23 protein-coding genes are annotated in these 21990 nt (G+C 66.5%); 19 read left to right on the top strand and 4 right to left on the bottom strand.

Going from position 1 to position 21990, the window contains the following annotated elements:
* Window positions 1-49 precede the first annotated feature (49 nt).
* From thrS to pdxS, 7 genes are all read left to right on the top strand, one after another.
* A complete protein-coding gene (gene thrS / locus CBI38_RS17020; RefSeq protein ID WP_109330590.1) occupies window positions 50-2107 on the top strand; it encodes a threonine--tRNA ligase in 2058 nt (685 codons plus the stop codon).
* A 5-nt stretch (window positions 2108-2112) separates the two neighbouring features.
* On the top strand, window positions 2113-2688 hold the full coding sequence (locus CBI38_RS17015) for an ATP adenylyltransferase (RefSeq protein WP_109330588.1): 576 nt from the start codon (window positions 2113-2115) through the stop codon (window positions 2686-2688).
* A gap of 79 nt (window positions 2689-2767) precedes the next feature.
* Window positions 2768-3433, top strand: a complete 666-nt coding sequence (gene pgsA / locus CBI38_RS17010; protein ID WP_109330586.1) for a phosphatidylinositol phosphate synthase — start codon at window positions 2768-2770, stop codon at window positions 3431-3433.
* Window positions 3430-4335, top strand: coding sequence for a phosphatidylinositol mannoside acyltransferase (locus CBI38_RS17005; RefSeq protein ID WP_109330584.1), 906 nt, complete (start codon window positions 3430-3432; stop codon window positions 4333-4335). The genes pgsA and CBI38_RS17005 overlap by 4 nt, the downstream gene beginning before the upstream one ends.
* Window positions 4332-5459: a glycosyltransferase family 4 protein gene (locus tag CBI38_RS17000; RefSeq protein WP_109330582.1), complete on the top strand. Its 1128-nt coding sequence runs from the start codon at window positions 4332-4334 to the stop codon at window positions 5457-5459. Before CBI38_RS17005 ends, CBI38_RS17000 begins: the two co-directional genes overlap by 4 nt.
* Window positions 5456-6478, top strand: coding sequence for an NUDIX hydrolase (locus tag CBI38_RS16995; RefSeq protein ID WP_109330580.1), 1023 nt, complete (start codon window positions 5456-5458; stop codon window positions 6476-6478). The genes CBI38_RS17000 and CBI38_RS16995 overlap by 4 nt, the downstream gene beginning before the upstream one ends.
* A gap of 151 nt (window positions 6479-6629) precedes the next feature.
* Window positions 6630-7532, top strand: coding sequence for a pyridoxal 5'-phosphate synthase lyase subunit PdxS (gene pdxS / locus CBI38_RS16990; protein ID WP_005565691.1), 903 nt, complete (start codon window positions 6630-6632; stop codon window positions 7530-7532).
* 60 nt (window positions 7533-7592) lie between these two features.
* Here pdxS and CBI38_RS16985 read toward each other — a convergent pair whose 3' ends face one another.
* Window positions 7593-8450 carry a UbiA family prenyltransferase gene (locus CBI38_RS16985; RefSeq protein ID WP_230989871.1) on the bottom strand — a complete coding sequence of 286 codons (858 nt, stop codon included), beginning with the start codon at window positions 8448-8450 and terminating at the stop codon, window positions 7593-7595.
* A 156-nt stretch (window positions 8451-8606) separates the two neighbouring features.
* Here CBI38_RS16985 and CBI38_RS16980 point away from each other — a divergent pair, with 156 nt between their 5' ends.
* Window positions 8607-9428: an acyl-CoA thioesterase gene (locus CBI38_RS16980; RefSeq protein ID WP_109330578.1), complete on the top strand. Its 822-nt coding sequence runs from the start codon at window positions 8607-8609 to the stop codon at window positions 9426-9428.
* A 12-nt stretch (window positions 9429-9440) separates the two neighbouring features.
* Here CBI38_RS16980 and CBI38_RS16975 read toward each other — a convergent pair whose 3' ends face one another.
* A complete protein-coding gene (locus CBI38_RS16975) occupies window positions 9441-10064 on the bottom strand; it encodes a nucleoside/nucleotide kinase family protein (RefSeq protein WP_109330576.1) in 624 nt (207 codons plus the stop codon).
* Window positions 10065-10119: 55 nt separating this feature from the next.
* Here CBI38_RS16975 and tesB point away from each other — a divergent pair, with 55 nt between their 5' ends.
* Window positions 10120-10974, top strand: a complete 855-nt coding sequence (tesB, locus tag CBI38_RS16970; protein ID WP_109330574.1) for an acyl-CoA thioesterase II — start codon at window positions 10120-10122, stop codon at window positions 10972-10974.
* A complete protein-coding gene (gene pdxT / locus CBI38_RS16965) occupies window positions 10971-11579 on the top strand; it encodes a pyridoxal 5'-phosphate synthase glutaminase subunit PdxT (protein WP_109330572.1) in 609 nt (202 codons plus the stop codon). The genes tesB and pdxT overlap by 4 nt, the downstream gene beginning before the upstream one ends.
* Here the strand turns inward: pdxT and CBI38_RS16960 are convergent.
* On the bottom strand, window positions 11576-12502 hold the full coding sequence (locus CBI38_RS16960) for a hypothetical protein (protein ID WP_109330570.1): 927 nt from the start codon (window positions 12500-12502) through the stop codon (window positions 11576-11578). The two genes, pdxT and CBI38_RS16960, sit on opposite strands and share 4 nt — an antisense overlap.
* Window positions 12499-12855, bottom strand: coding sequence for a GntR family transcriptional regulator (locus CBI38_RS16955; RefSeq protein WP_109330568.1), 357 nt, complete (start codon window positions 12853-12855; stop codon window positions 12499-12501). The genes CBI38_RS16960 and CBI38_RS16955 overlap by 4 nt, the downstream gene beginning before the upstream one ends.
* Before the next feature lie 143 nt (window positions 12856-12998).
* Between CBI38_RS16955 and CBI38_RS16950 the strand changes: the two genes are divergently transcribed.
* From CBI38_RS16950 to CBI38_RS16910, 9 genes are all read left to right on the top strand, one after another.
* Window positions 12999-13751, top strand: coding sequence for a YebC/PmpR family DNA-binding transcriptional regulator (locus tag CBI38_RS16950; RefSeq protein ID WP_109330566.1), 753 nt, complete (start codon window positions 12999-13001; stop codon window positions 13749-13751).
* Window positions 13752-13885: 134 nt separating this feature from the next.
* Window positions 13886-14455, top strand: coding sequence for a crossover junction endodeoxyribonuclease RuvC (ruvC, locus tag CBI38_RS16945; RefSeq protein WP_109330564.1), 570 nt, complete (start codon window positions 13886-13888; stop codon window positions 14453-14455).
* Window positions 14452-15048, top strand: a complete 597-nt coding sequence (ruvA, locus tag CBI38_RS16940) for a Holliday junction branch migration protein RuvA (protein WP_109330562.1) — start codon at window positions 14452-14454, stop codon at window positions 15046-15048. Before ruvC ends, ruvA begins: the two co-directional genes overlap by 4 nt.
* A complete protein-coding gene (ruvB, locus tag CBI38_RS16935) occupies window positions 15045-16142 on the top strand; it encodes a Holliday junction branch migration DNA helicase RuvB (protein WP_109330560.1) in 1098 nt (365 codons plus the stop codon). The genes ruvA and ruvB overlap by 4 nt, the downstream gene beginning before the upstream one ends.
* Window positions 16143-16279: 137 nt before the next feature.
* Window positions 16280-16624 carry a preprotein translocase subunit YajC gene (gene yajC, locus CBI38_RS16930; RefSeq protein WP_109330558.1) on the top strand — a complete coding sequence of 115 codons (345 nt, stop codon included), beginning with the start codon at window positions 16280-16282 and terminating at the stop codon, window positions 16622-16624.
* Between the two features lie 132 nt (window positions 16625-16756).
* Window positions 16757-18433, top strand: coding sequence for a protein translocase subunit SecD (secD, locus tag CBI38_RS16925; protein WP_109330556.1), 1677 nt, complete (start codon window positions 16757-16759; stop codon window positions 18431-18433).
* Complete coding sequence (gene secF / locus CBI38_RS16920) at window positions 18430-19668, top strand: protein translocase subunit SecF (RefSeq protein WP_109330554.1); 1239 nt, start codon at window positions 18430-18432, stop codon at window positions 19666-19668. The genes secD and secF overlap by 4 nt, the downstream gene beginning before the upstream one ends.
* Before the next feature lies 1 nt (window position 19669).
* The gene (locus CBI38_RS16915; RefSeq protein WP_109330552.1) at window positions 19670-21406 is read left to right on the top strand and encodes an ABC transporter substrate-binding protein; all 1737 of its coding nucleotides are present in this window, start codon (window positions 19670-19672) and stop codon (window positions 21404-21406) included.
* On the top strand, window positions 21403-21936 hold the full coding sequence (locus tag CBI38_RS16910) for an adenine phosphoribosyltransferase (protein ID WP_204164763.1): 534 nt from the start codon (window positions 21403-21405) through the stop codon (window positions 21934-21936). The genes CBI38_RS16915 and CBI38_RS16910 overlap by 4 nt, the downstream gene beginning before the upstream one ends.
* Window positions 21937-21990: the final 54 nt, after the last annotated feature.

The raw sequence follows: 21990 nt of genomic DNA, 5'->3' as shown, positions 1-21990 counted from the left end.
GCACATTCTTCATGTCTGCACCGCATACCTCACCTAGGAGAACATCGCTGTGACCACGCCCGCATCCGTCGCCCCCGCCGCCCTTGTCCGGGTGCCTGCAGGGACTACGGCCGGAACCGCGGTTCGGGAAGCCGGCTACCCGAGCAAGGGTCCGGACGTCGTCGTCGTGGTCCGTGACGCCGAGGGTCAGCTGAAGGACCTGTCGTGGGTGCCGGATGTAGACACCGCCGTCGAGCCGGTGGCCGCGAATACCGAGGACGGGCGCAGCGTCATCCGCCACTCCGCGGCGCACGTCCTCGCGCAAGCCGTGCAGCAGGAGTTCCCCGAGGCCAAGCTCGGCATCGGTCCGCCCATCAAGGACGGCTTCTACTACGACTTCTCGGTCGATCGTCCCTTCACTCCGGAGGATCTGGCGAACCTCGAGAAGCGGATGAAGAAGATCATCAAGGGCTCTCAGCGGTTTTCTCGTCGTGTCGTCGACTCTCTCGACGAGGCTCGCGCGGAGTTGGCGAAGGAACCGTTCAAACTCGAACTGATCGACGACAAGTCGGGCATCGACGACCCGGAGGTCATGGAAGTCGGCGGCAACGAGCTGACGATCTACGACAATGTGGATCCGCGCACGGGGGAGAAGATCTGGGGCGATCTCTGCCGTGGCCCGCACATCCCCACCACCAAGCACATTCCTGCGTTCAAGCTCACCCGCAGTTCCGCCGCCTACTGGCGAGGTAATCAGGACAACGCCGATCTCCAGCGGATCTACGGCACCGCCTGGGAGTCGGCGGAGGCCCAGGAACAGCACCTCGAGCTTCTCGCCGAAGCAGAACGGCGCGATCACCGGAAGTTGGGCGCCGAACTCGATCTCTTCAGTTTCCCCGACGAGCTCGGCTCGGGCCTGCCCGTGTTCCACCCCAAGGGCGGCATCATCCGCACCGAGATGGAGGATTACTCGCGCAAGCGGCACGTCGACGAGGGCTACGAATTCGTCAACACCCCGCACATCACGAAGGGGCACCTCTACGAGGTGTCGGGTCACCTCGACTGGTACCGGGACGGCATGTTCCCGGCCATGCACATCGACGAGGAATTGAACGAGGACGGCACCGTGCGCAAGCCGGGGCAGGACTACTACCTCAAGCCGATGAACTGCCCGATGCACAATCTGATCTTCCGGTCCCGCGGACGGTCGTACCGGGAATTGCCGTTGCGGCTCTTCGAGTTCGGATCCGTGTACCGGTACGAGAAGTCGGGTGTCGTACACGGGTTGACCCGCGTGCGCGGCATGACACAGGACGACGCGCACATCTACTGCACCCGCGAGCAGATGCGCGATGAATTGGCCACCACCCTGCAGTTCGTTCTCGGGCTCCTCGAGGACTACGGGCTCGACGACTTCTACCTGGAACTGTCCACCAAGAACCCGGACAAGTTCGTCGGTGACGACGCGGTGTGGGAGGAGGCCACGCAGACGCTGGCCGAGGTCGCCGAGGCGTCGGGGCTGAACCTCGTGCCCGACCCCGGGGGTGCCGCCTTCTACGGTCCGAAGATTTCGGTGCAGGTGCAGGACGCCCTGGGCCGAACCTGGCAGATGTCGACCATCCAACTCGACTTCAACCTGCCCGAGCGCTTCGACCTCGAGTACACGGCGAACGACGGCACGAAGAAGCGGCCGGTGATGATTCACCGCGCGTTGTTCGGGTCCATCGAGCGATTCTTCGGTGTGCTGACCGAGCACTACGCAGGTGCGTTCCCGGCCTGGCTTGCACCCGTTCAGGTGGTGGGCATCCCGGTCGCCGAGGCGTTCGCCGATCATCTTTTCGACGTGGTGAAGCAGTTGAAGGCGGCGGGGATCCGCGCGGAGGTCGACGCGAGCGACGACCGGATGCAGAAGAAGATCTTCAACAACACCGCGCTGAAGGTGCCGTTCATGCTCCTCGCGGGTGCCCGCGACGTCGAGGCGGGTGCCGTGAGCTTCCGCTTCCGCGACGGCACTCAGGTGAACGGTGTGGCGGTCGACGAGGCCGTTCGGATCGTCACCGAATGGGTCGCGCGCCGTGAGAACGCGTCCCCGACCGCGGAGCTGCTCCAACCCGGTGGGAGAGGGTGACACACATGGCAGGAGGGGATGATGTGACCGCCGACGGGATGCGAGACAGTCCCGGTAGTCTCGTCGACCGTGGTCCAGGTCAGCCGGACCATCTTCAACGGATCTGGTCGCCGCACCGCATGTCATACATCGCCGAGGCACCGAAGTCTCCGGACACTCCGAACGAACCGTTCACCGACATCCCGAAGATGAATGACGAGGACGGGCTGATCGTCGCGCGCGGCGAGCACGTCTACGCGGTGCTCAACCTGTATCCGTACAACCCTGGTCACCTGATGGTCGTGCCCTACCGCAAGGTCGCCGCGCTCGAGGACCTCACGGAGGAAGAAAGCGCCGAGCTGATGTCCTTCACTCAGCAGGCGCTGCGCGTCATCAAGCGGGTGTCACGGCCGGACGGTTTCAATGTGGGTCTGAACCTGGGGGCCGCCGCCGGCGGCTCCCTCGCTGAACATCTCCATCAGCATGTGGTCCCCCGGTGGGGTGGGGACGCCAACTTCATCACGGTCCTCGCCGGCGTCAAGGTCATGCCACAGTTGTTGCGCGAGACCCGCGGTCTGCTGGCGAAGGCTTGGAATGAATGACTCGATAGATGAATGACGCGGGGGTCGCACACTCCTCCGTGCAGGGTCGGTGGCAGGACGTGATGAACGGGGTGGGCAGGTGCTGAGCTTTTTCGGACGGGCACCGGTGTCCAAGGTGACCGCGCCGTTGGGGAGGGCTCTGGTCAAGACCGGGCTGACCCCCGATTCGGTCACAGTGATAGGGACCGTCGCGACCGTGGCTGGGGCGGTCGTGCTGTTTCCCAGCGGACATCTGTTCTGGGGTGCGGTTGTCATCACCGTGTTCGTCCTGTTCGACATGCTGGACGGCGCGATGGCCCGGGCCCGTGGTGGGGGAACTCGATTCGGCGCCGTCCTCGACGCCACCTGTGACCGAGTGGCGGACGGTGCGATTTTCGCCGGTCTCGCCTGGTGGGCCGTGTACCACGAGGCGAGCAAGCCGCTCGTGATCGCGACTCTGGTGTGCCTGGTCACCTCGCAGGTGATCTCCTACGCCAAGGCCCGCGCCGAGGCGAGCGGGTTGTCCGCGGACGGCGGACTCATCGAACGGCCCGATCGATTGGTCATCGTCCTCATCGGGGCCGGTGTCACCGGGCTCGGCGTGCCGTGGGCGATCCACATCGCCATGTGGCTCCTCGCTGCGGGCAGCGTGCTCACGGTGTTCCAGCGGGTTCTGGCGGTGCGGGGGTCGGCCGGCGCACGGGACGTCCTCCCGCTGCCGGCACCCGGCACGACGCCCGAAGACGGACAGGCGACGGCGCAGTGAGCCTCGGTGAACGGGTCGCCGACCTCGGCTACGCGGCCGGCTGGCGGCTGGTCCGTGCCCTGCCCGAGCGAGTCGCTGTCACCCTGTTCGACACGGGTGCCGACTTCGCCGCACGCAAAGGCGGCGGTCCCGAGCAGCTGCGCCGCAACCTTGCTCGCGTGCTGCGAGTGACTCCGGCGGAGGTTCCGGAGTCGCTGGTACGTGCGTCGCTGCGGTCCTATGCGCGGTACTGGCGGGAGGCGTTCCGGCTGCCGGCCATGGATTTGGAGAAGACCGGGGCGGCTCTCGACGCCCTCATCGAAGGACAGGAGCATCTGGACGCCGCGAAAGCCGCTGGCCGCGGAGCGGTACTCGCACTGCCGCACAGCGGTAACTGGGACATGGCCGGGGTGTGGTGCGTGCAGCACTGGGGCGTGCTGTCCACCGTGGCCGAGCGGTTGAAGCCGGAGTCGCTGTATCAACGTTTCGTCGACTACCGCGAAGGGCTGGGATTCGAAATCTTCCCGCTCAGCGGGGGAGAGCATCCCCCGTTCGTCGAACTGTCGGCGCGCCTGCGCGCCAACGGAATCGTGTGCCTCCTCGGTGAACGCGATCTCGCGAAGAAGGGCGTTCCCGTCACATTCTTCGGGGAACCGACGCGGATGCCCGCAGGTCCGGCGAAGCTGGCGATCGACACCGGTGCTCCGCTCCTGCCCGTGCACTGCTGGTTCACAGGGGACGGGTGGGGTTTCCGGATCGATCCCCCGATCGATACGTCAGTCGGGGTGGCGGCGGCCACCCAGGCGCTGGCGGAACGGTTCGAGGCGAACATCGCACAACACCCGGAGGACTGGCACATGCTGCAGCCGCTCTGGCTGTCCGACCTGTCGCAGGCGAGACTCACGCGTATGGAGAGCCCGTGAAGATCGGCATGGTCTGTCCGTACTCGTTCGATGTTCCGGGCGGGGTGCAAGCCCACGTCGTGGATCTCGCCGAGGTGTTGATCGAACGCGGGCACAAGGTCAGCGTCCTGGCCCCCGCTTCGGACGACACCGAATTGCCCGACTTCGTCGTGTCGGCCGGCCGGGCGCTGGCCATTCCGTACAACGGATCGGTAGCCCGGTTGAGTTTCGGACCTGCCGCGAGCGCGCGGGTGCGGCGCTGGATTTCCGACAACGACTTCGATGTCCTGCACATCCACGAACCCAATGCGCCGAGCCTGTCGATGCTCGCCATGCGGGTGGCCGAGGGACCGATCGTGGCGACCTTTCACACGTCGACGACGAAATCATTGGTGCTCAGCACCTTTCAGGGAGTCCTCCAGCCCTACCTGGAGAGGATCAGCGGACGGATCGCGGTGTCGGAACTGGCGCGCCGATGGCAGGTGGAATCGCTCGGGTCGGACGCCGTCGAGATCCCCAACGGTGTCGACGTGGGGGCCTTCGCGAACGCCGAACCGTTGCCGGGCTACCCCCGCCCGGGCCGGACGATCGTGTTCCTCGGGCGATACGACGAGCCGCGCAAGGGCATGTCTGTCCTGTTGCGCGCGCTTCCCGCGCTGGTCGACAAGTACCCGGAGCTGCAGGTGCTGGTGGTCGGCCGGGGAGACGAGGACCGCCTACGTCGTGAGGCGGGCCCGCTGTTCGGGCACCTGTGCCTCCTCGGCCAGGTCGGCGACGCCGAGAAGGCGTCGGCTCTGCGCAGTGCCGACGTGTACTGCGCCCCGAATCTGGGCGGGGAGAGTTTCGGGATCGTGCTGGTGGAAGCGATGGCGGCCGGTGCCGCGGTGGTGGCAAGTGAACTCGACGCGTTCCGCCGCGTCCTCCGCGACGGGCAGGCGGGTGTGCTCGTGCCGGTGGGTGATTCCGCGGCGCTCGCCGAGGGTATCGATTCCGTGCTCGGCGACCCGGCGCGCAGTGCCGCACTGACCGAGGTCGGGAGGACGGTCGTCACCGAATACGACTGGCCGGTGGTGGCCGAACAGATTCTGCGGGTGTACGAGACGGTAACCGTCGGGCGTGACGGCGTCCACGAGGTCGGATCGTGACCTTCTCCGCGCTGACCATCTTCGTTCTGGCACTCGTGGCAGTGGTCGTTCTGGCGATCGGGTTGTGGGCCTACGGAACGGCCAACCGCCTCGACCGTTTGCACGTGCGTTCCGATCTGTCCTGGCAGGCCCTCGACTCCGCGCTGGCCCGTCGGGCGGTGGTCGTGCGGGCTGCGGCTGCGGCGATGGACGCACCCGAGGCAAGGAGGCTCACTGCCCTGGCCGCCCGCGCCGAGCGGTCGGAGCGCACCGACCGCGAAAGCGCGGAGAACGCGTTGTCCAGCGCGCTCTCGCTGCTCGATCCCGAAGATCTCAGACCTCAGCTCGTCGCGGAACTCGCGGACGCGGAGGCGAGGGTCCTGATCGCGCGCCGTTTCCACAACGACGCCGTGCGGGACACCCTGGCATTACGTGCCCGCAGACCCGTTCGGTGGTTGCACCTGGGCGGCACCGCACCGCTACCGACCTATTTCGAGATCACGGAACGGGCGTCGGCTGCGGCGGTAGCCGACGGTTTGTCGCTCGACTCCGTCCGCACGTCCGCGCGGGTGGTGCTGCTCGACGAGCGGGGCCGTGTGCTGTTGCTGAGGGGCCATGATCCGGAGATTCCCGACACCTACTACTGGTTCACGATCGGTGGCGCGGTCGAAAAAGGGGAGAACCTGCGTGCTGCGGCGGTCCGGGAAATCGCCGAGGAGACCGGGTACACCGCTTCCGCGGAGTCGCTGCGCGGCCCGATGTGGCGCCGGGTGGCGATCTTCTCTTGGGGCGGTGAGCTGATTCGTTCCGAGGAACTGTTCTTCGCCCTGCAGACGGAGGGTTTCGAACCTCACCACGGCGGGTTCACCGAACTCGAGGAGCGCACCATCACCGGCCACCGGTGGTGTACTGCCGACTGCGTCCGGGAACTGACGGCTGCCGGTGAAGCCGTCTATCCCCGCGATCTTGCCGATCTGCTCGAGGAGGCCGCAGCCGTCGCAGCCGCCGCCGACAACCCCGAAGTGCGCGCCATCACGTAAGTCGCGGAGCGGACTCGACGAGGCCAGCAATCCGAGACTGGCTACAGAGCATCGCGGGCCGTCGTCCTAGAATCGAACAAAGCAGCGTGAACGTCGTCGCTCACGCATGCCGCCATCGAAGTTCCACCCCGCCACTACCCAGGAGTTCGCTGTGAGCACCCCCGACACCACCCCCACCACCGGCACTGCGCGCGTCAAGCGGGGCATGGCCGAGATGCTCAAGGGTGGGGTCATCATGGACGTCGTCACCCCCGATCAGGCGAAGATCGCCGAGGACGCCGGCGCGGTCGCGGTGATGGCGCTCGAGCGGGTGCCCGCGGACATCCGCGCGCAGGGTGGGGTGTCGCGGATGAGTGATCCGGACATGATCGACGGCATCATCTCCGCGGTCTCGATCCCGGTGATGGCCAAGGCCCGGATCGGGCACTTCGTCGAGGCGCAGATCCTGCAGTCCCTGGGGGTCGATTATGTCGACGAGTCCGAGGTCCTGACCCCGGCCGACTATGCGAATCACATCGACAAGTGGAAGTTCACCGTCCCGTTCGTGTGTGGTGCGACCAATCTGGGTGAGGCGTTGCGGCGGATTACCGAGGGTGCGGCGATGATTCGGTCGAAGGGTGAGGCCGGTACCGGGGACGTGTCGAATGCCACCACGCATATGCGGACCATCGGTGGGGAGATTCGCCGGTTGACGTCGCTGAGCGAGGACGAGCTGTATGTGGCGGCGAAGGAGCTGCAGGCACCGTATGACCTGGTGGTCGAGGTGGCGAAGGCCGGGAAGTTGCCGGTCACCATGTTCACCGCCGGTGGCATCGCGACCCCGGCGGATGCGGCGATGATGATGCAGCTCGGCGCGGAGGGTGTGTTCGTCGGGTCGGGGATCTTCAAGTCGGGTAATCCGGCGGAGCGGGCGGCGGCGATCGTGAAGGCCACCACCTTCTTCGACGACCCGGACGTGCTTGCGAAGGTCTCTCGTGGGCTGGGTGAGGCGATGGTCGGGATCAACGTCGACGACATCCCGGTTCCGCACCGCCTCGCCGAACGCGGCTGGTGATTTGCAGGCTCGACCGGTGACTGATCCGGGCCGACGACTTTTCTGGGTCGTCGGCTTGGATCACTCGAGCAGGAGCATCACGCCGTTGGCGCCGGCGACGGCGATCGCTGCGTAGAACGGCATTCTGTTCGGCGCCCGGACGGTCAACGCGGCAAGAATGAGAACGGCGCCCAGCAATACCCGGTGCCCCACCGAGGCTGAGTTACCGGTTCCGAGGAATACGGTGGCCGAGGCAGCCACCAGGATCAGTGCCGCGATGATCCGAATGGTGCGGGCGCCCAGGCGATGTGGCAGTCCCCGCACGCCGGTGGCTGCGTCCGCGGCGAGGTCGGGCATGACATTGAGTAGGTGCGCCGCGATCCCGAACAGTGCGCCGGCCACCACCATCCACAGAGGCGGAATCTGCGCCGGGTCGGACGCCAGTGACACGACGACAGGTAACCCTCCGAACGCCAGTGCGTACGGGAGCCAGGACCACACCGTCGATTTGAGTCCCGCGTTGTATGCCAGGGCAGCACCGACGAGCGCCAGGTGAAGAAGCCCCGCCGCCAGGCCGCAGAGCAAGGACGCGACCACGCATGTCGCGGACGCCATGCCGACGGCCCGGCGGACAGCGGTCCGGGATATGCGTCCGGTGGCGAGAGGTTTGTCCGTACGGCCGGCCACCTGGTCGCGGGTGCGATCGAGCAGGTCGTTGGTCCATCCGACGACGAGCTGACCACTGAGAACTGCGATTCCGAGGACCATCACGGTGCCCGGATTCGCATCCATACCGACCGCAATCACCAGAGTGAGCACGGTGACCGCGGCGGCCGGGCCGGGGTGCGCGGTGCGCACGAGCGACACGGCAGTGGAGAGGGGCATGGCCCAACGCTGCCACGACGGTGCGTGCGACGGCAGGATTGCCGAATCCGGCATCGTCTAGCGTGACGTCTGCGCGGGTCCGGGTGTTCTCGGCGCACGATGCCCATCTCTTCGCTGCGCTGGCCGGTGAGCGGCGGTAGTACCTTCCTGCGTTGGCCTCTGCTCGGGATGTGAGAGTGTCAGCGGAACAACATCGGGAAGGGACACTGGATGGCGACGATCGAAGAAATTCTCGAGGTGGAACGTCTCGAAAAGAACATCTTCCGCGGCATCGCCACCGAGACCACGCTTCCCCGTACCTTCGGCGGGCAGGTGGCCGGGCAGGCGCTGGTGGCGGCGGTGCGTACGGTTGACCCCCAGTTCGCGGTGCACTCGCTGCACGGCTACTTCCTGCGGCCGGGCAACACGACCATGCCGATCGTGTATCTCGTCGACAGGATTCGAGACGGGCGATCGTTCGTGACCAGGCGGGTGAGTGCGGTTCAGGACGGTCAAGCGATCTTCACGATGTCCGCGTCCTTCCAGGTCTCCGAGAGCGGCATCGAGCACCACGACGCCATGCCCGTGGTGCCGCCGCCGGACAACCTGCCTCTTGCTCGCGATTCGGACGACCCGGAGATCGCCTGGCTTGCCCGCGAATGGTCCGACTGGGACATCAGGATGGTCGGTGACGGTGAGGTCGACCGCCGACGCGGAGCGGCGGCACAGCAGCAGGTGTGGTTCCGTTCGCGGAAGACGTTGCCCGACGACCCGGTTTTCCACGTGTGTGCGCTGACGTACATGAGCGACATGACGCTGATCGGTTCGGCCATGACACCCCACAAGGACGTGCACATCAACGGTGCTTCTCTCGATCACGCGCTGTGGTTCCTGCGGCCCTTCCGCGCGGACGAGTGGTTGCTGTACGACCAGACGTCACCGTCCGCAGGTTTCGGCCGTGCAGTGGCACAGGGTCGAATTTTCGATCGGGCCGGGAACCTGGTGGCCGCGGTGGTCCAGGAAGGGTTGACCCGGTTCCTGCGCGCAGAGTGAATCACTGCCCCGTCATCGAAGCGTCTGCACGGCCGGCTTCGGTGGATGGTCGTATCGCACCAGCAGGTCCGGTTGTTCCAAGACGCCGGCTGCATGCCGGATGAGCGCGGGCACGGTCCAGAGCGCATCTGCAGGAGTGTGCCTACGCAACGCATCATCGCTCAGGTGAAGTGCCACGGTGACGTCGAAGTCGAGTCCGCGCCCGAGGAGCATCGGACCGGTGACGAGGAGTACCTGCCGCGCCGCGGTGGGAACACGCGCACACCGCGCCGAGCGATCGGCCGTTTCGTCCCACAGGCGCGGCAACCAGACGCCGTCGGTGCGTGCCGACCGCAGGACCTCCCGGTCGAGCGCCTCGTAGTCGAACCACAGCGTGCGGTAACTCAGCTCGTCGTCGCGTCCGTGCTCGAAGCGCAGGGAAGCCGGTCGAACATAGTCGTGGAGCGAGACCACGTCACAGGGGCGTCCACGCTCGCGCAGGGCTACGCAGACTGCGTTCGCCAGCAGCTCCGGGCGAGCGCCGTCGGGTGCGTCGATCGCGACGAGAACCGTGCCGTTGACGTCCAGGCAGCGTGTCGTGACGAGTGTGACGAGTCCTTCCGGGCTCGTCGGTGTGAACATCGTCATGACACCCATCGTGCCTCGAGCGCGAACAGGGCAGATAACCTTGACGGGCACCGTAGGAGGGCACATGGCGAGCATTGAAGACATCCTCGAACTGGAAGCGCTGGAGAAGGACATCTTTCGCGGCGCGGTGCATCCTTCGGTGCTGAAGCGAACCTTCGGTGGTCAGGTGGCCGGTCAGTCGCTGGTGTCGGCGGTCCGCACCGTCGACGAGCGGTTTCGGGTTCACTCGCTCCACGGGTACTTTCTGCGGCCGGGTAACCCCACCGAGCCGACCGTGTATCTCGTCGACCGCATTCGTGACGGCCGGTCCTTCTGCACTCGCCGCGTCACCGGTATCCAGGACGGCAAGGCGATCTTCACCATGTCCGCCTCCTTCCACGCAGAGGACGCCGGAATCGAACATCAGGACACGATGCCGTCCGTGCCGGATCCGGAGGAACTCGTCGACGCGCAGACTGTCGAGGAGTTCGCGAACACCGAGTTGTATCAGGAGTGGAAGGAATGGGACGTCCGCATCGTTCCGTCCGATGCCGTCAAGCCGATTCCCGGTATCGCGGCACAGCAGCGTGTCTGGATGCGATACCGCAACAAGCTTCCGGACGATCAGGTGCTCCACATCTGCACACTCGCCTATCTCAGTGACATGACATTGCTCGGAGCATCGAAGGTGCCGCACCCCGGCGTGGTGACCCAAACAGCGTCACTTGACCACGCCATGTGGTTCATGCGCCCGTTCCGCGCCGACGAGTGGCTGCTCTACGACCAGACTTCACCTTCTGCTGGTTTCGGTCGGGCTCTCACCCAGGGCCGCATGTTCGATCAGAACGGCGCGATGGTGGCCGCGGTGGTGCAGGAGGGGTTGACCCGCATCCAGCGCGACCAGGACAAGCGCGATATCGAGACAGGAAATATGGCATGACCCGTCCCCTCGTCGGTGTTCTCGCTCTCCAGGGCGATGTGCGTGAACACCTTGCCGCACTGCCGGACGCAGGCGCCGACGCCGTGGGTATTCGTCGTCCGGAAGAGCTCGACAAGGTCGACGGTCTCGTCATTCCGGGCGGCGAGTCGACCACCATGAGCAAGTTGCTGGAGATCTTCGAGCTGCTCGAGCCTCTGAAGACGCGACTACGGGACGGCCTGCCCGCTTACGGTTCCTGCGCTGGAATGATCCTCCTCGCGAGCGAGATCCTCGACACCCGCCCGGATGCGCAGCATCTCGGCGCGATCGATATGACGGTTCGCCGCAACGCCTTCGGGCGGCAGGTCGATTCGTTCGAGTCCGACCTCGACTTCGAGGGCATCATCGGCGATCCGGTACGCGCCGTCTTCATCCGCGCCCCCTGGGTCGAGCGGGTCGGGGACGCCGTCGAGGTGCTCGCTCGTGTCCCCGAGTCGGGCGGCGCCGCTGCCGGACGCATCGTCGCCGTCCGGCAGGGCCGCGTGGTGGCAACCTCCTTCCATCCCGAGGTGACCGGCGATCGGCGGGTACACGAGTTGTTCGTGGACCTCGTCCGTGAGGCTTAACTCGCTGCCCGCACTTCCAGCAGCGAATTGAGCAGGGCGGCACCCTGCTCCGCCGCAGGGACCGTCACTGCGAACTGTCTGCGGTCCCGGCAGGTGAGCAGAATTCCCTCGCCGCCCCGCACCACGACTGCGGTGCCTCGGGGGCTGAAACGGTAACCCCATCCACCCCACTCGGCGGGCCGGATGGTGGCCACCTGGGCCGATTCGATGCTGTCGAGGGGAATTCGCCGCCACCGCACATTCCACGACGACAGCGTCAGACCCGCACGATCGACGTGCACACCGACAGAGGCGAATACGCCGCTCGCCACGGCCAGTATCAGGAAGAGCGGGGCGAGCCACCAGACGCCCATCAGCAGGGAACCGATTGCGGTGGCCGTCATGAGGAGGGTGAGCGCAGCGGCCCAGGGGCCGCGGGAGTATGCGGTCCACGAGGCCCGTTCGCTGGGCGCCAGAGGTGGGGACAGGGTCGGGGTGGGCCCGCTGAGCCGCGCCCGGGTGGCCTTGGATGTAATCGCGAATACCGCCGCGCCCCAAGCCAGCCCGAGTAGCGGTATGACGATCCATGCGCCCATCGTGGCGGCGGCAGGGGATCCGGCGCGCACGGTGAGGGCGACGCCGAGGATCCAGGCCGAGGACACCGTCCAGGTGGTGAGTGCGGTGATCGGGAGCCACAGCGCGGCGTCACTTCTGTCGCGGGCCACCACCAGGCCGGCGACCACTGCGGCCACGCAACACACGGCCAGCGCGATCCAGAAGTACGTCGTGGTGTTCCCGAATCGGTCCGGCTGCGTCCCGGACCAGTGCTGCGGGATCACGGGAGGCACTTCAGCGCCCCAGCCGATCCGCGCGACGACGAGGGCGAGTAGCGGGAGCACGGTGGCGGCAGCACCGGCGCCGAGGCGTATGCGAGTGGTGGTCATTTCTTCGAAATCTCCTTGATCATGTCGATCATCTGGTCTGTGTCCAGGCCGAGGCGTCGCGCTTCGGCCACGAATGCTCGGGCGGCTTCCGTGAGCCCGGCGTGGGCGGAATTCGTGTCTGCGCGGATCACTGCTCCCCGTCCGCGCCGCAGGTCGATCAGTCCTTCGTCGCGCAGCACGGCGTACGCCCGCAGGACCGTGTGCAAATTGACGTCGATGGACTCGGCCAGCGCACGGGCCGAGGGCAGGCGATCGCCGGCCGCTATCTCTCCCCTCATGAACGCTCCGCGCACACTGGCGGCGATCTGCTCGCCCAGTGGAGTGCTCGACCCGTGGTCGACTCGCATCAACATGTTTGCATTCTATGCAAACAATGGCGATAAAAGCGAGTCGGTGTACCGGAACGCGCAGCAACAACAGGGGGGCGGGTAACATCGTCAGAGCTGAAACCGCGCATTCGGCGTGTCACAGGCAGCAGGAAAGGGGCTTGAATCGCATGAGCGGCCACTCCAAATGGGCCACCACCAAGCACAAGAAGGCCGTGATCGATGCCAAGCGTGGCAAAGCCTTCGCGAAGCTGATCAAGAACATCGAGGTGGCGGCCCGTACCGGCGGTGGCGATCCTGCGGGAAACCCCACCTTGTACGACGCCATCCAGAAGGCCAAGAAGACCTCGGTGCCCAACGACAACATCGAGCGCGCACGCAAGCGCGGTGCCGGTGAAGAAGCGGGCGGTGCCGACTGGCAGACCATCATGTACGAGGGCTACGGACCCAATGGCGTCGCCGTCCTCATCGAGTGCCTCACCGACAACCGCAACCGCGCCGCGGGTGAGGTGCGTACCGCGATGACCCGTAACGGCGGCAACATGGCAGACCCGGGATCGGTGTCCTACCTGTTCACCCGAAAGGGCGTCGTCACCCTGGAGAAGGGTGATCAGTCCGAAGACGACGTGTTGATGGCCGTCCTCGACGCGGGCGCCGAAGAGGTCACCGATCTCGGTGACACGTTCGAAATCGTCAGTGAGCCCACCGACCTCGTCGCCGTGCGCACCGCGCTGCAGGAGGCAGGAATCGACTACGACTCCGCGGAGGCCGACTTCCGCGCGTCCGTCGAGGTTCCGGTCGACGCAGACGGGGCACGCAAAGTCTTCAAGCTCGTCGACGCTCTCGAGGAGTCCGACGACGTGCAGAACGTCTACACCAATGTCGACCTGTCCGACGAGGTCCTCGCCGAGCTGGAGGACTGACCGCCGACAACCGGTGAGGGGCGGGGGAGCGGTGCTCGCCCGCCCCGACTCGTCCTGCGTGTTGGTGCGCCTCACCGTCCGACCCCCCGGCTAAGCTATCGAACAGCTGTTCGGCGTGGGAGAGGTGGCAGGGCGTGCGTGTGCTGGGTGTGGATCCCGGTCTGACCCGGTGCGGATTCGGAGTGGTCGACGGCGCAGGAGGACGGACGGTCATCCCGGTGGCTGTCGACGTGGTGCGTACCCCCGCGGATCTCGAGTTGTCTGCCCGGCTGCTGCGGATCTCCGAGGCGGCCGAGTCGTGGATCGACCTCCACCGACCCGAGGTCGTCGCCATCGAGCGGGTGTTTTCCCAGCACAACGTGCGCACTGCCATGGGCACGGCGCAGGCCGGTGGTGTGGTCGCGCTGGCGGCCGCCCGCCGCGGGATCCCGGTCTGCTTCCACACTCCGAGCGAGGTCAAGGCCGCGGTCACGGGCAGCGGATCGGCAGACAAAGCTCAGGTGACGGCCATGGTGACGCGCATCCTGCGACTCGCGGCCGCACCGAAGCCTGCCGACGCCGCGGATGCCCTGGCACTCGCCATCTGTCACTGTTGGCGAGCGCCGATGATCGAACGCATGGCCCGGGCCGAGGCGGCCGCGGCCGAACAGAAACGTCGATACCAGGCCCGGTTGGCCGAGGTGAAGAAGGCAGGTACACGATGATCGCGTCCGTCCGCGGCGAGGTACTCGAGATCGCGCTCGATCATGCGGTGATCGAGTCCGCAGGGGTGGGATACCGCGTCAACGCGACCCCCGCCACCCTCGGTGGGCTGCACCGCGGAAGTGAAGCCCGCCTGATCACCGCCATGATCGTGCGTGAAGACTCGATGACGCTGTACGGCTTCCCCGATTCTGAGTCGAAGGAACTGTTCGGCCTCTTGCAGACGGTGTCGGGGGTGGGACCGAGGCTCGCCATGGCCACGCTGGCTGTCCTCGAACCGGACGCATTGCGCACAGCCCTTGCCGAGGGCAACGTGACCGCGCTGACCCGGGTACCGGGGATCGGCAAACGGGGAGCGGAACGAATGGTGGTGGAACTGCGCGACAAGGTGGACGCGGTTGCGTCGTCGGGGGCAGTGGTGATCGCCGCCGGGAGCGGTTCGATTCGCGATCAGGTCGTCGAAGCCCTCGTCGGCCTCGGATTCCCGGCCAAGCAGGCCGAGCAGGCCACCGACTCCGTCTTGGTGGAAGCACCTGAATCGACGACGTCCGCAGCGTTACGCTCGGCCCTGTCCCTGCTCGGTAAGACACGATGAATCTCGAATCCCACGCGGACTTCGAGGACGAGTCACCGGTATCGCCCGACCTCGTTGCCGGCGACGGCGACATAGAAGCCAGTCTGCGCCCCAAGAACCTGCACGACTTCATAGGTCAGCCCCGTGTGCGGGAACAACTCCAACTCGTCCTGACCGGCGCGAAGATGCGCGGCGGCACCCCCGACCACATCCTGCTGTCCGGACCACCCGGCCTGGGAAAGACCAGTATGGCGATGATCATCGCCGCCGAACTCGGGTCGTCGTTGCGGCTGACCTCCGGACCGGCGCTCGAGCGGGCCGGTGATCTCGCCGCCATGCTCAGCAACCTCGTCGAAGGGGACGTGCTGTTCATCGACGAGATCCATCGCATCGCCCGTCCGGCGGAGGAGATGCTGTACCTCGCAATGGAGGACTTCCGGGTCGACGTCGTCGTGGGTAAGGGGCCGGGCGCTACGTCGATTCCCCTGGAAGTGGCTCCCTTCACGTTGGTCGGTGCCACCACGCGCTCGGGGGCGCTGACGGGGCCGCTGCGCGACCGGTTCGGGTTCACGGCGCACATGGATTTCTACGAACCCGCTGAACTGGAGCAAATCCTCATGCGGTCCGCAGGGATTCTCGGTGTGCAGCTCGGTGCGGAGGCCGGGGCGGAGATCGCCGGCCGGTCCCGCGGCACACCGCGCATCGCCAACAGATTGCTGCGCCGGGTGCGTGATTATGCCGAGGTTCGTGCCGACGGCGTCATCACCCGCGACATCGCCCACGCGGCACTCGCCGTCTACGACGTCGACCAACTGGGCCTCGACCGTCTCGACCGTTCCGTTCTCAGTGCCCTCGTCCGAAGCTTCGGTGGCGGCCCTGTCGGCGTGTCCACCCTCGCTGTCGCGGTGGGTGAGGAGCCGGCGACGGTCGAAGAGGTCTGCGAGCCATTCCTGGTCCGGGCGGGCATGATCGCCCGCACACCCCGCGGTCGAGTGGCAACGGCCGCCGCCTGGACCCAACTCGGGCTGACGCCGCCACCGGACGCCGTCGCCGGTGGAATCGAGGTGCGGGTCAACGAACCGCAGGCCTCGTTGTTCGATCCGGAAGACCCCTGATCGGCCGGGCGGAACGCGCCGCCGCATGCCGACCGAACCGATGTACGGGACGGTAATGGCACACTGGTGTCCTGCATCGGTCCAACCGGGACCGGTGCGCTACGGATCGTGCGACATACCTCGAGGTTGACTTACCGATGGACTTTCTCTTCCCGCTGCTCATTCTGGCGCTGCTCGTCCCCATGTTCCTGGGGATCCGCCGGCAGAAGAAGGAGATGGCCAAGACCACAGCTCTCCAGGAATCCCTCTCGGTCGGCGACCGCATCCTGACCACTGCGGGGCTGCACGGGACGATCGTCGCGATGAACGACGACACGGTCGACCTCGAGATCGCCCCCGGCGTGATCACGACCTGGTCGCGGCTCGTCATCCGTGAGCAGATCGTCGACTCTCCGATCGAGCCCGGGGAGCCCGCGTCTGACGCTGCGCCCGATGACCATGAGAACGGCGGAGACACCGCGCCGCGGTTGACCAAGGATTGATCGACGCATCCGCTGCGTAGCCGTCGCGTCCGAGGCGCGGCGGGCGTTGCACCGGGCCGAGCCCTGCAAGGGCGGCGGGGTGCCCACCGAACGTTCCACTCGAACTGCATGTACTGAGGAGACATAGAGATCGTGGCACCTTCCACAGGATCGGTGCATCCCGTCCGCTACCTCACCGTTTTTGCGGCGCTCGTAGCGGTTCTGTATGCCCTGGTGTTCTTCACTGGCGACAAGTCCGCGACACCCAAGCTGGGCATCGACCTGCAAGGCGGGACCCGAGTCACCCTCACGGCGCGCACACCCGATGGCAGTAAGCCGACGCCGGACAGCCTGCGTCAGGCGCAGGAGATCATCGAGACCCGTGTGAACGGGCTGGGAGTCTCCGGCTCCGAGGTAGTCATCGACGGTGACAACCTGGTGATCACCGTTCCTGGCGACGACAGTGCTCAGGCGCGTTCGCTCGGTCAGACCGCCCGCCTCTACGTGCGTCCTGTGCAGACGTCGCAGGCGGCGGCTGCCCCCGGCGCGCAGGCTCCCGCCGGCGAAACCCCGGCCGAGCCCACCGGGACACTGGATCCTGGGCCGGCACCGGCACCACAGAACCGTCCGTTCCCGGCCCAGGATCCGTCCGCACCCGCCGAACCGACCCCGTCCGACGAGGCCGCCCCGGCCGACGGCTCCGGGTCCGAGACCGCCGAGGCCGCCGACGAGATCGCAGCGGCACGCGCGAGCAGACAGAGTACGGACCCCGCAGTACAGCAGGCGGCGATGGCGACGCTCGATTGCTCGGTTCCCGACCCGCTGCGGGGAAACGACGATCCGGCGCTGCCCTTGGTGGCGTGCTCCACCGACGGTCAAGCGGTGTACTTGCTCGCGCCGTCGATTATCGACGGGCAGGAGATCGCCGACGCCACGTCCGGCTACAACTCCCAGCAGTCGCGGCACGAGGTGAGCCTGACGTTCAAGACGGAGGGCAGTAACACCTGGGCCGCGTTCACGTCGCAGAACATCGGCAAACAGGCAGCTTTCACCCTCGACTCCAAGGTGGTCAGTGCGCCGGTGGTCCAGGGCGCCACACCCGCCGGCAGCTCCACCTCGATCACCGGTTCGTTCACGGCGGCCAGTGCCAAGGAACTGGCGAACACGTTGAAATACGGCTCGCTGCCCCTCTCGTTCGCAGCATCCGAGGCGGAGACGGTGTCGGCGACGCTCGGTCTCGCCTCGCTCGAGGCGGGTCTGATCGCCGGCCTCGTGGGTCTGATCCTCGTGCTGCTCTACTGCCTGCTGTACTACCGCATGCTCGGGGTGCTCACAGCGTTGTCACTGGTGCTGTCGGGTGTGATGGTGTACGCGATCATGGTTCTGCTCGGCCGGTACATCAACTTCACCCTCGACCTGGCCGGTATCGCCGGTCTGATCATCGGTATCGGTATGACTGCAGACTCGTTCGTGGTGTTCTTCGAAAGAATCAAGGACGAGATGAGGGAAGGCCGGAGTTTCCGGTCGGCGGTTCCCCGCGGTTGGGCTCGGGCGCGCCGCACGATTCTCTCGGGAAATGCGGTGAGCTTCATCGCCGCCGCGGTCCTCTACGTGCTCGCGGTCGGTCAGGTGCGCGGGTTCGCGTTCACGCTCGGCCTGACCACCATTCTCGACGTCGTCGTCGTCTTCCTGGTGACGTGGCCGCTGGTCCACCTGGCCTCGAAGTCGCCGTTCTGGTCCAGGCCGGGCGTCAACGGGCTGGGAGCCGTGCAGCAGATCGCCAAGGAACGTAAGGCTGCCGCAGCGTCGGCGAAGGAGTCACGAGTATGAGCGAATCGACCACCTCCCAGGCCGTATCCCGGGCGGACGCCGAATCCTCGCTGTCCGATTCGGGTGTCGACCAGGCGTCCATGCCGAAGCACAGCCTGCTCTCCCGGCTCTACACCGGAACCGGCGCATTCGAGATTATCGGGCGGCGACGCTTCTACTACATCCTGACGGGTGTGATCGTGCTCGTCTCCCTGCTGAGCATTCTCGTCCGAGGGTTCACCCTCGGTATCGACTTCGAGGGAGGCTCGCGTATCCAGTTCCCCGTGGGCGACGGCGTCGACACCGCGCAGGTGGAACAGGTCTACAGCGACGCACTCGGAATGGATGCCGTCACCGTGCAAACGGTGGGGTCGGGATCGAGTGCAACCGTGCAGATCCGGTCCGAGGCGCTCGATGCGGCTCAGGTGGCCACACTCCAGGATGCGTTGTACGAGCAGTTCCAGCCCAAGGACAGCAACGGCGCGGTGAGTAAGAACACCATCAGCGTCGCGGACGTCAGCGAGACGTGGGGAGGTCAAATCACCAAGAAGGCGTTGATCGCGCTGCTGGTGTTCCTCGTGCTCGTCAGCGTGTACATCGCCGTCCGATTCGAACGGGACATGGCGATCGCCGCGATAATCGCCCTGTTCTTCGACATCACCGTGACGGCCGGTGTGTATTCGCTGGTCGGTTTCGAGGTCACGCCCGCGACGGTCATCGGCCTGCTCACCATCCTCGGCTTCTCGCTCTACGACTCCGTGGTGGTGTTCGACAAGGTGGACGAGAACACCCGTGGCATTTTGCACCTGACCCGCCGCACGTACGCGGAGCAAGCGAACCTGGCGGTCAACCAGACACTGATGCGGTCGATCAATACGACGCTGATCGGCATCCTGCCGGTTCTCGCGCTGATGGTGATCGCGGTGTGGATGCTTGGTGTGGGCACCCTCAAGGATCTAGCGTTGGTTCAGCTCGTCGGCATCGTCGTCGGCGCGTATTCGTCGATCTTCTTCGCGACGCCGTTGCTGGTGTCACTCAAGGAGCGGTGGGGTCCCGTGGCAGCACACACACGTAAGGTGCTCGCTCGCCGAGCAGCGCTCGCGGAGGGCGGGTCGGTGAAGGCGGCCGCCGCCGCAACGTCCGCGACCGGAGTGAGCGCCGGGGCAACGGCGGGGGCCGCGCCGCGGCGTGCCGCCGGCGGTGCGCCCCGGCCCGGAACGCGTCCCACCGGGAAGCGCCACAAGAAGAGGCACTGACATGCGCGCATCGGCCCGAGTTCGAACCCGACACCACCGCGCTGCGGCGGTGTCGGGCGCCGGTCTGCTCGCCACCGTCGTGCTCGCGGGCACGCTCGTCGGATGCTCCGACGAGGGGGAGCAGATCCCGTCCATCGGGTACGCGATCGACAGCACCGTCACCACCTACAACGCCGGGACCGTGGCCGGCTCGGTGTCGGGGGCACGGCAGGCGTTCGCCCGCGTGCTTCCCGGATTCAGCTATACCGGGCCGGAGGGTGGGCCAGTGGCCGACACCGACATCGGCACGGCCAACGCCGTGCCGGGGGACGCGCTGACGGTGCAGTACAAGCTGAACCCCAATTCGGTGTATTCCGACGGAGTTCCGATGTCCTGCGATGATCTCGTGCTCACCTGGGCAGCGAACAGCGGGCGGTTCACCCGACCCGGCGAGGCAACGGTTCCGCTGTTCGATGCGGCCAGTACCGCCGGCTACTCGGACATCGACCGTGTCGACTGCCAGACCGGGGCAAAGGAAGCCACGGTGACCTTCAAGGCGGGGCGAAACTTCACGGATTGGCGGTCGCTGTTCGGGGCGACGTCGATGATGCCCGCCCATGTGGTCGCCCGCGCCGCCGGTGTTCCCGACCTTGTTGCCGCCGTTCAGAATTCGGACAACGAGGCGCTCGCCCGGATCGCAGACTTCTGGAACGACGGATGGACGATGACGCCCGGCGAACTCGATCTCGCCCTCTTCCCCGCGTCCGGTCCTTACAAGGTCGAATCGTTTTCCGCGGACGAAGGTCTGGTGCTGGTGGAGAACGACCGCTGGTGGGGCAATCGTCCCGCCACCTCCCGAATCGTCGTGTGGCCCAAAGCGAGCGATCTGGCGGTGCGCATCGCAGACGAGTCCGTCGAGGTGGTCGACGTGGCCACGGGATCGGTCCCGGACATCGAACTCGGCGGCTTCGACGTGACAGACGTGCCCTCGCGCAGCGTCGAGCAGTTCGTGCTGGCCACGTCGGGGCTGTTCGAGACCCCGGCCGGGCGCCGCGCCTTCGCCTCCTGCCTGCCCCGCGAGGAGTTGGCCGCGCAATTCGGAACGGCCGCGGAGGACGGTGCCGCCGCGGCCTCCGTCGACACCCGGTTCACGGCACCCGACAGCCTCGTGTATGAGTCGGTTGCGGCAACCGCCGGTGGCCGGTACGAGACGCCGGATACGACCGCAGCCACTGCGGCGCTGGCCGAGACCGACAACACCGCGGCCACCGTGCGGATCGGATACCTGGGACCCGATCCGCGCCGTGCCGCGATCGTGGCTGCCGTGGCCGCGGCGTGCGCCCCGGCCGGAATTACCGTGCAGGACGCCGGGTCTGAAGAGTTCACTCCGTCGATGCTGCGAGACGGACAGGTGGACGCGCTGCTCGCGGGAACGGCGTCCGCTCCGGGCGCGGCCGGGACTGCGGCGCCGACTACCGCGATGTACGCACTTCGCGGCGGTAGCAGAAACAACTTCGGGGACTATGCCAACGGCCGGGTGGATCAGATCGTCGATCAGCTCGCGGTCGACAGCTCCACCGCAACACAGCTGTCCTTGTCCACCGAGGCCGAGAACATCCTGTGGTCGGAGGTGCCCACCGTGCCGTTGTTCAATCAGCCTCGCACCGTCGGGTTCGCGACGGGTCTGGAGGCCGGAGCGGTCAATCCGACGCGTTCCGGCGCCGGATGGAATATGGACAGGTGGGTTCTGCGGCGGTGACCGACACTTCTTCCGCACATGACGTCGTCACCCGGCTCACCCGGTGGGCGGACGACTTTCCCGAGCCTGGGGTGCGGTTCGCGGACCTCACGCCCGTCTTCTCCGATGCCACCGGATTCCGCGTCGTGGTCGATGCGCTGGCCGCATGCGCGCCGGATGCGGAGGTGATCGCCGCCGTCGACGCGCGAGGATTTCTTCTCGGTGGCGGGGTCGCACGGGAGCTCGGCTCCGGCGTGGTGGCGGTGCGTAAGGCAGGCAAGCTTCCGCCGCCGGTGCTCGCACAGTCGTACACCCTCGAATACGGTACGGCGACGCTCGAAATCCCTGCCGACTCCCTCGGATTGGACGGCCGCTCGGTGCTTGTCGTCGACGATGTCCTGGCCACCGGTGGGACGATCGAGGCCACCGCTCGCCTCCTCGAATCGGCAGGTGCCGTAGTGATCGGTGTGGCGGTGGTTCTCGAGATCGCGGCGCTCGGTGGCAGGACGCGGCTCGGAAAGTACCCGCTCACGTCCCTCGTCACGGTCTGAGTACTAAAGTTGTGCCTGGTGGTGCCGAAAGGCCCAGCTAACCAGTGGTAGGAG

Origin of the sequence: Rhodococcus oxybenzonivorans, from assembly GCF_003130705.1 — a bacterium.
GTDB classification, from domain to species: Bacteria; Actinomycetota; Actinomycetes; order Mycobacteriales; family Mycobacteriaceae; genus Rhodococcus_F; species Rhodococcus_F oxybenzonivorans.
This window is presented reverse-complemented; position numbering and strand designations above follow the sequence as displayed.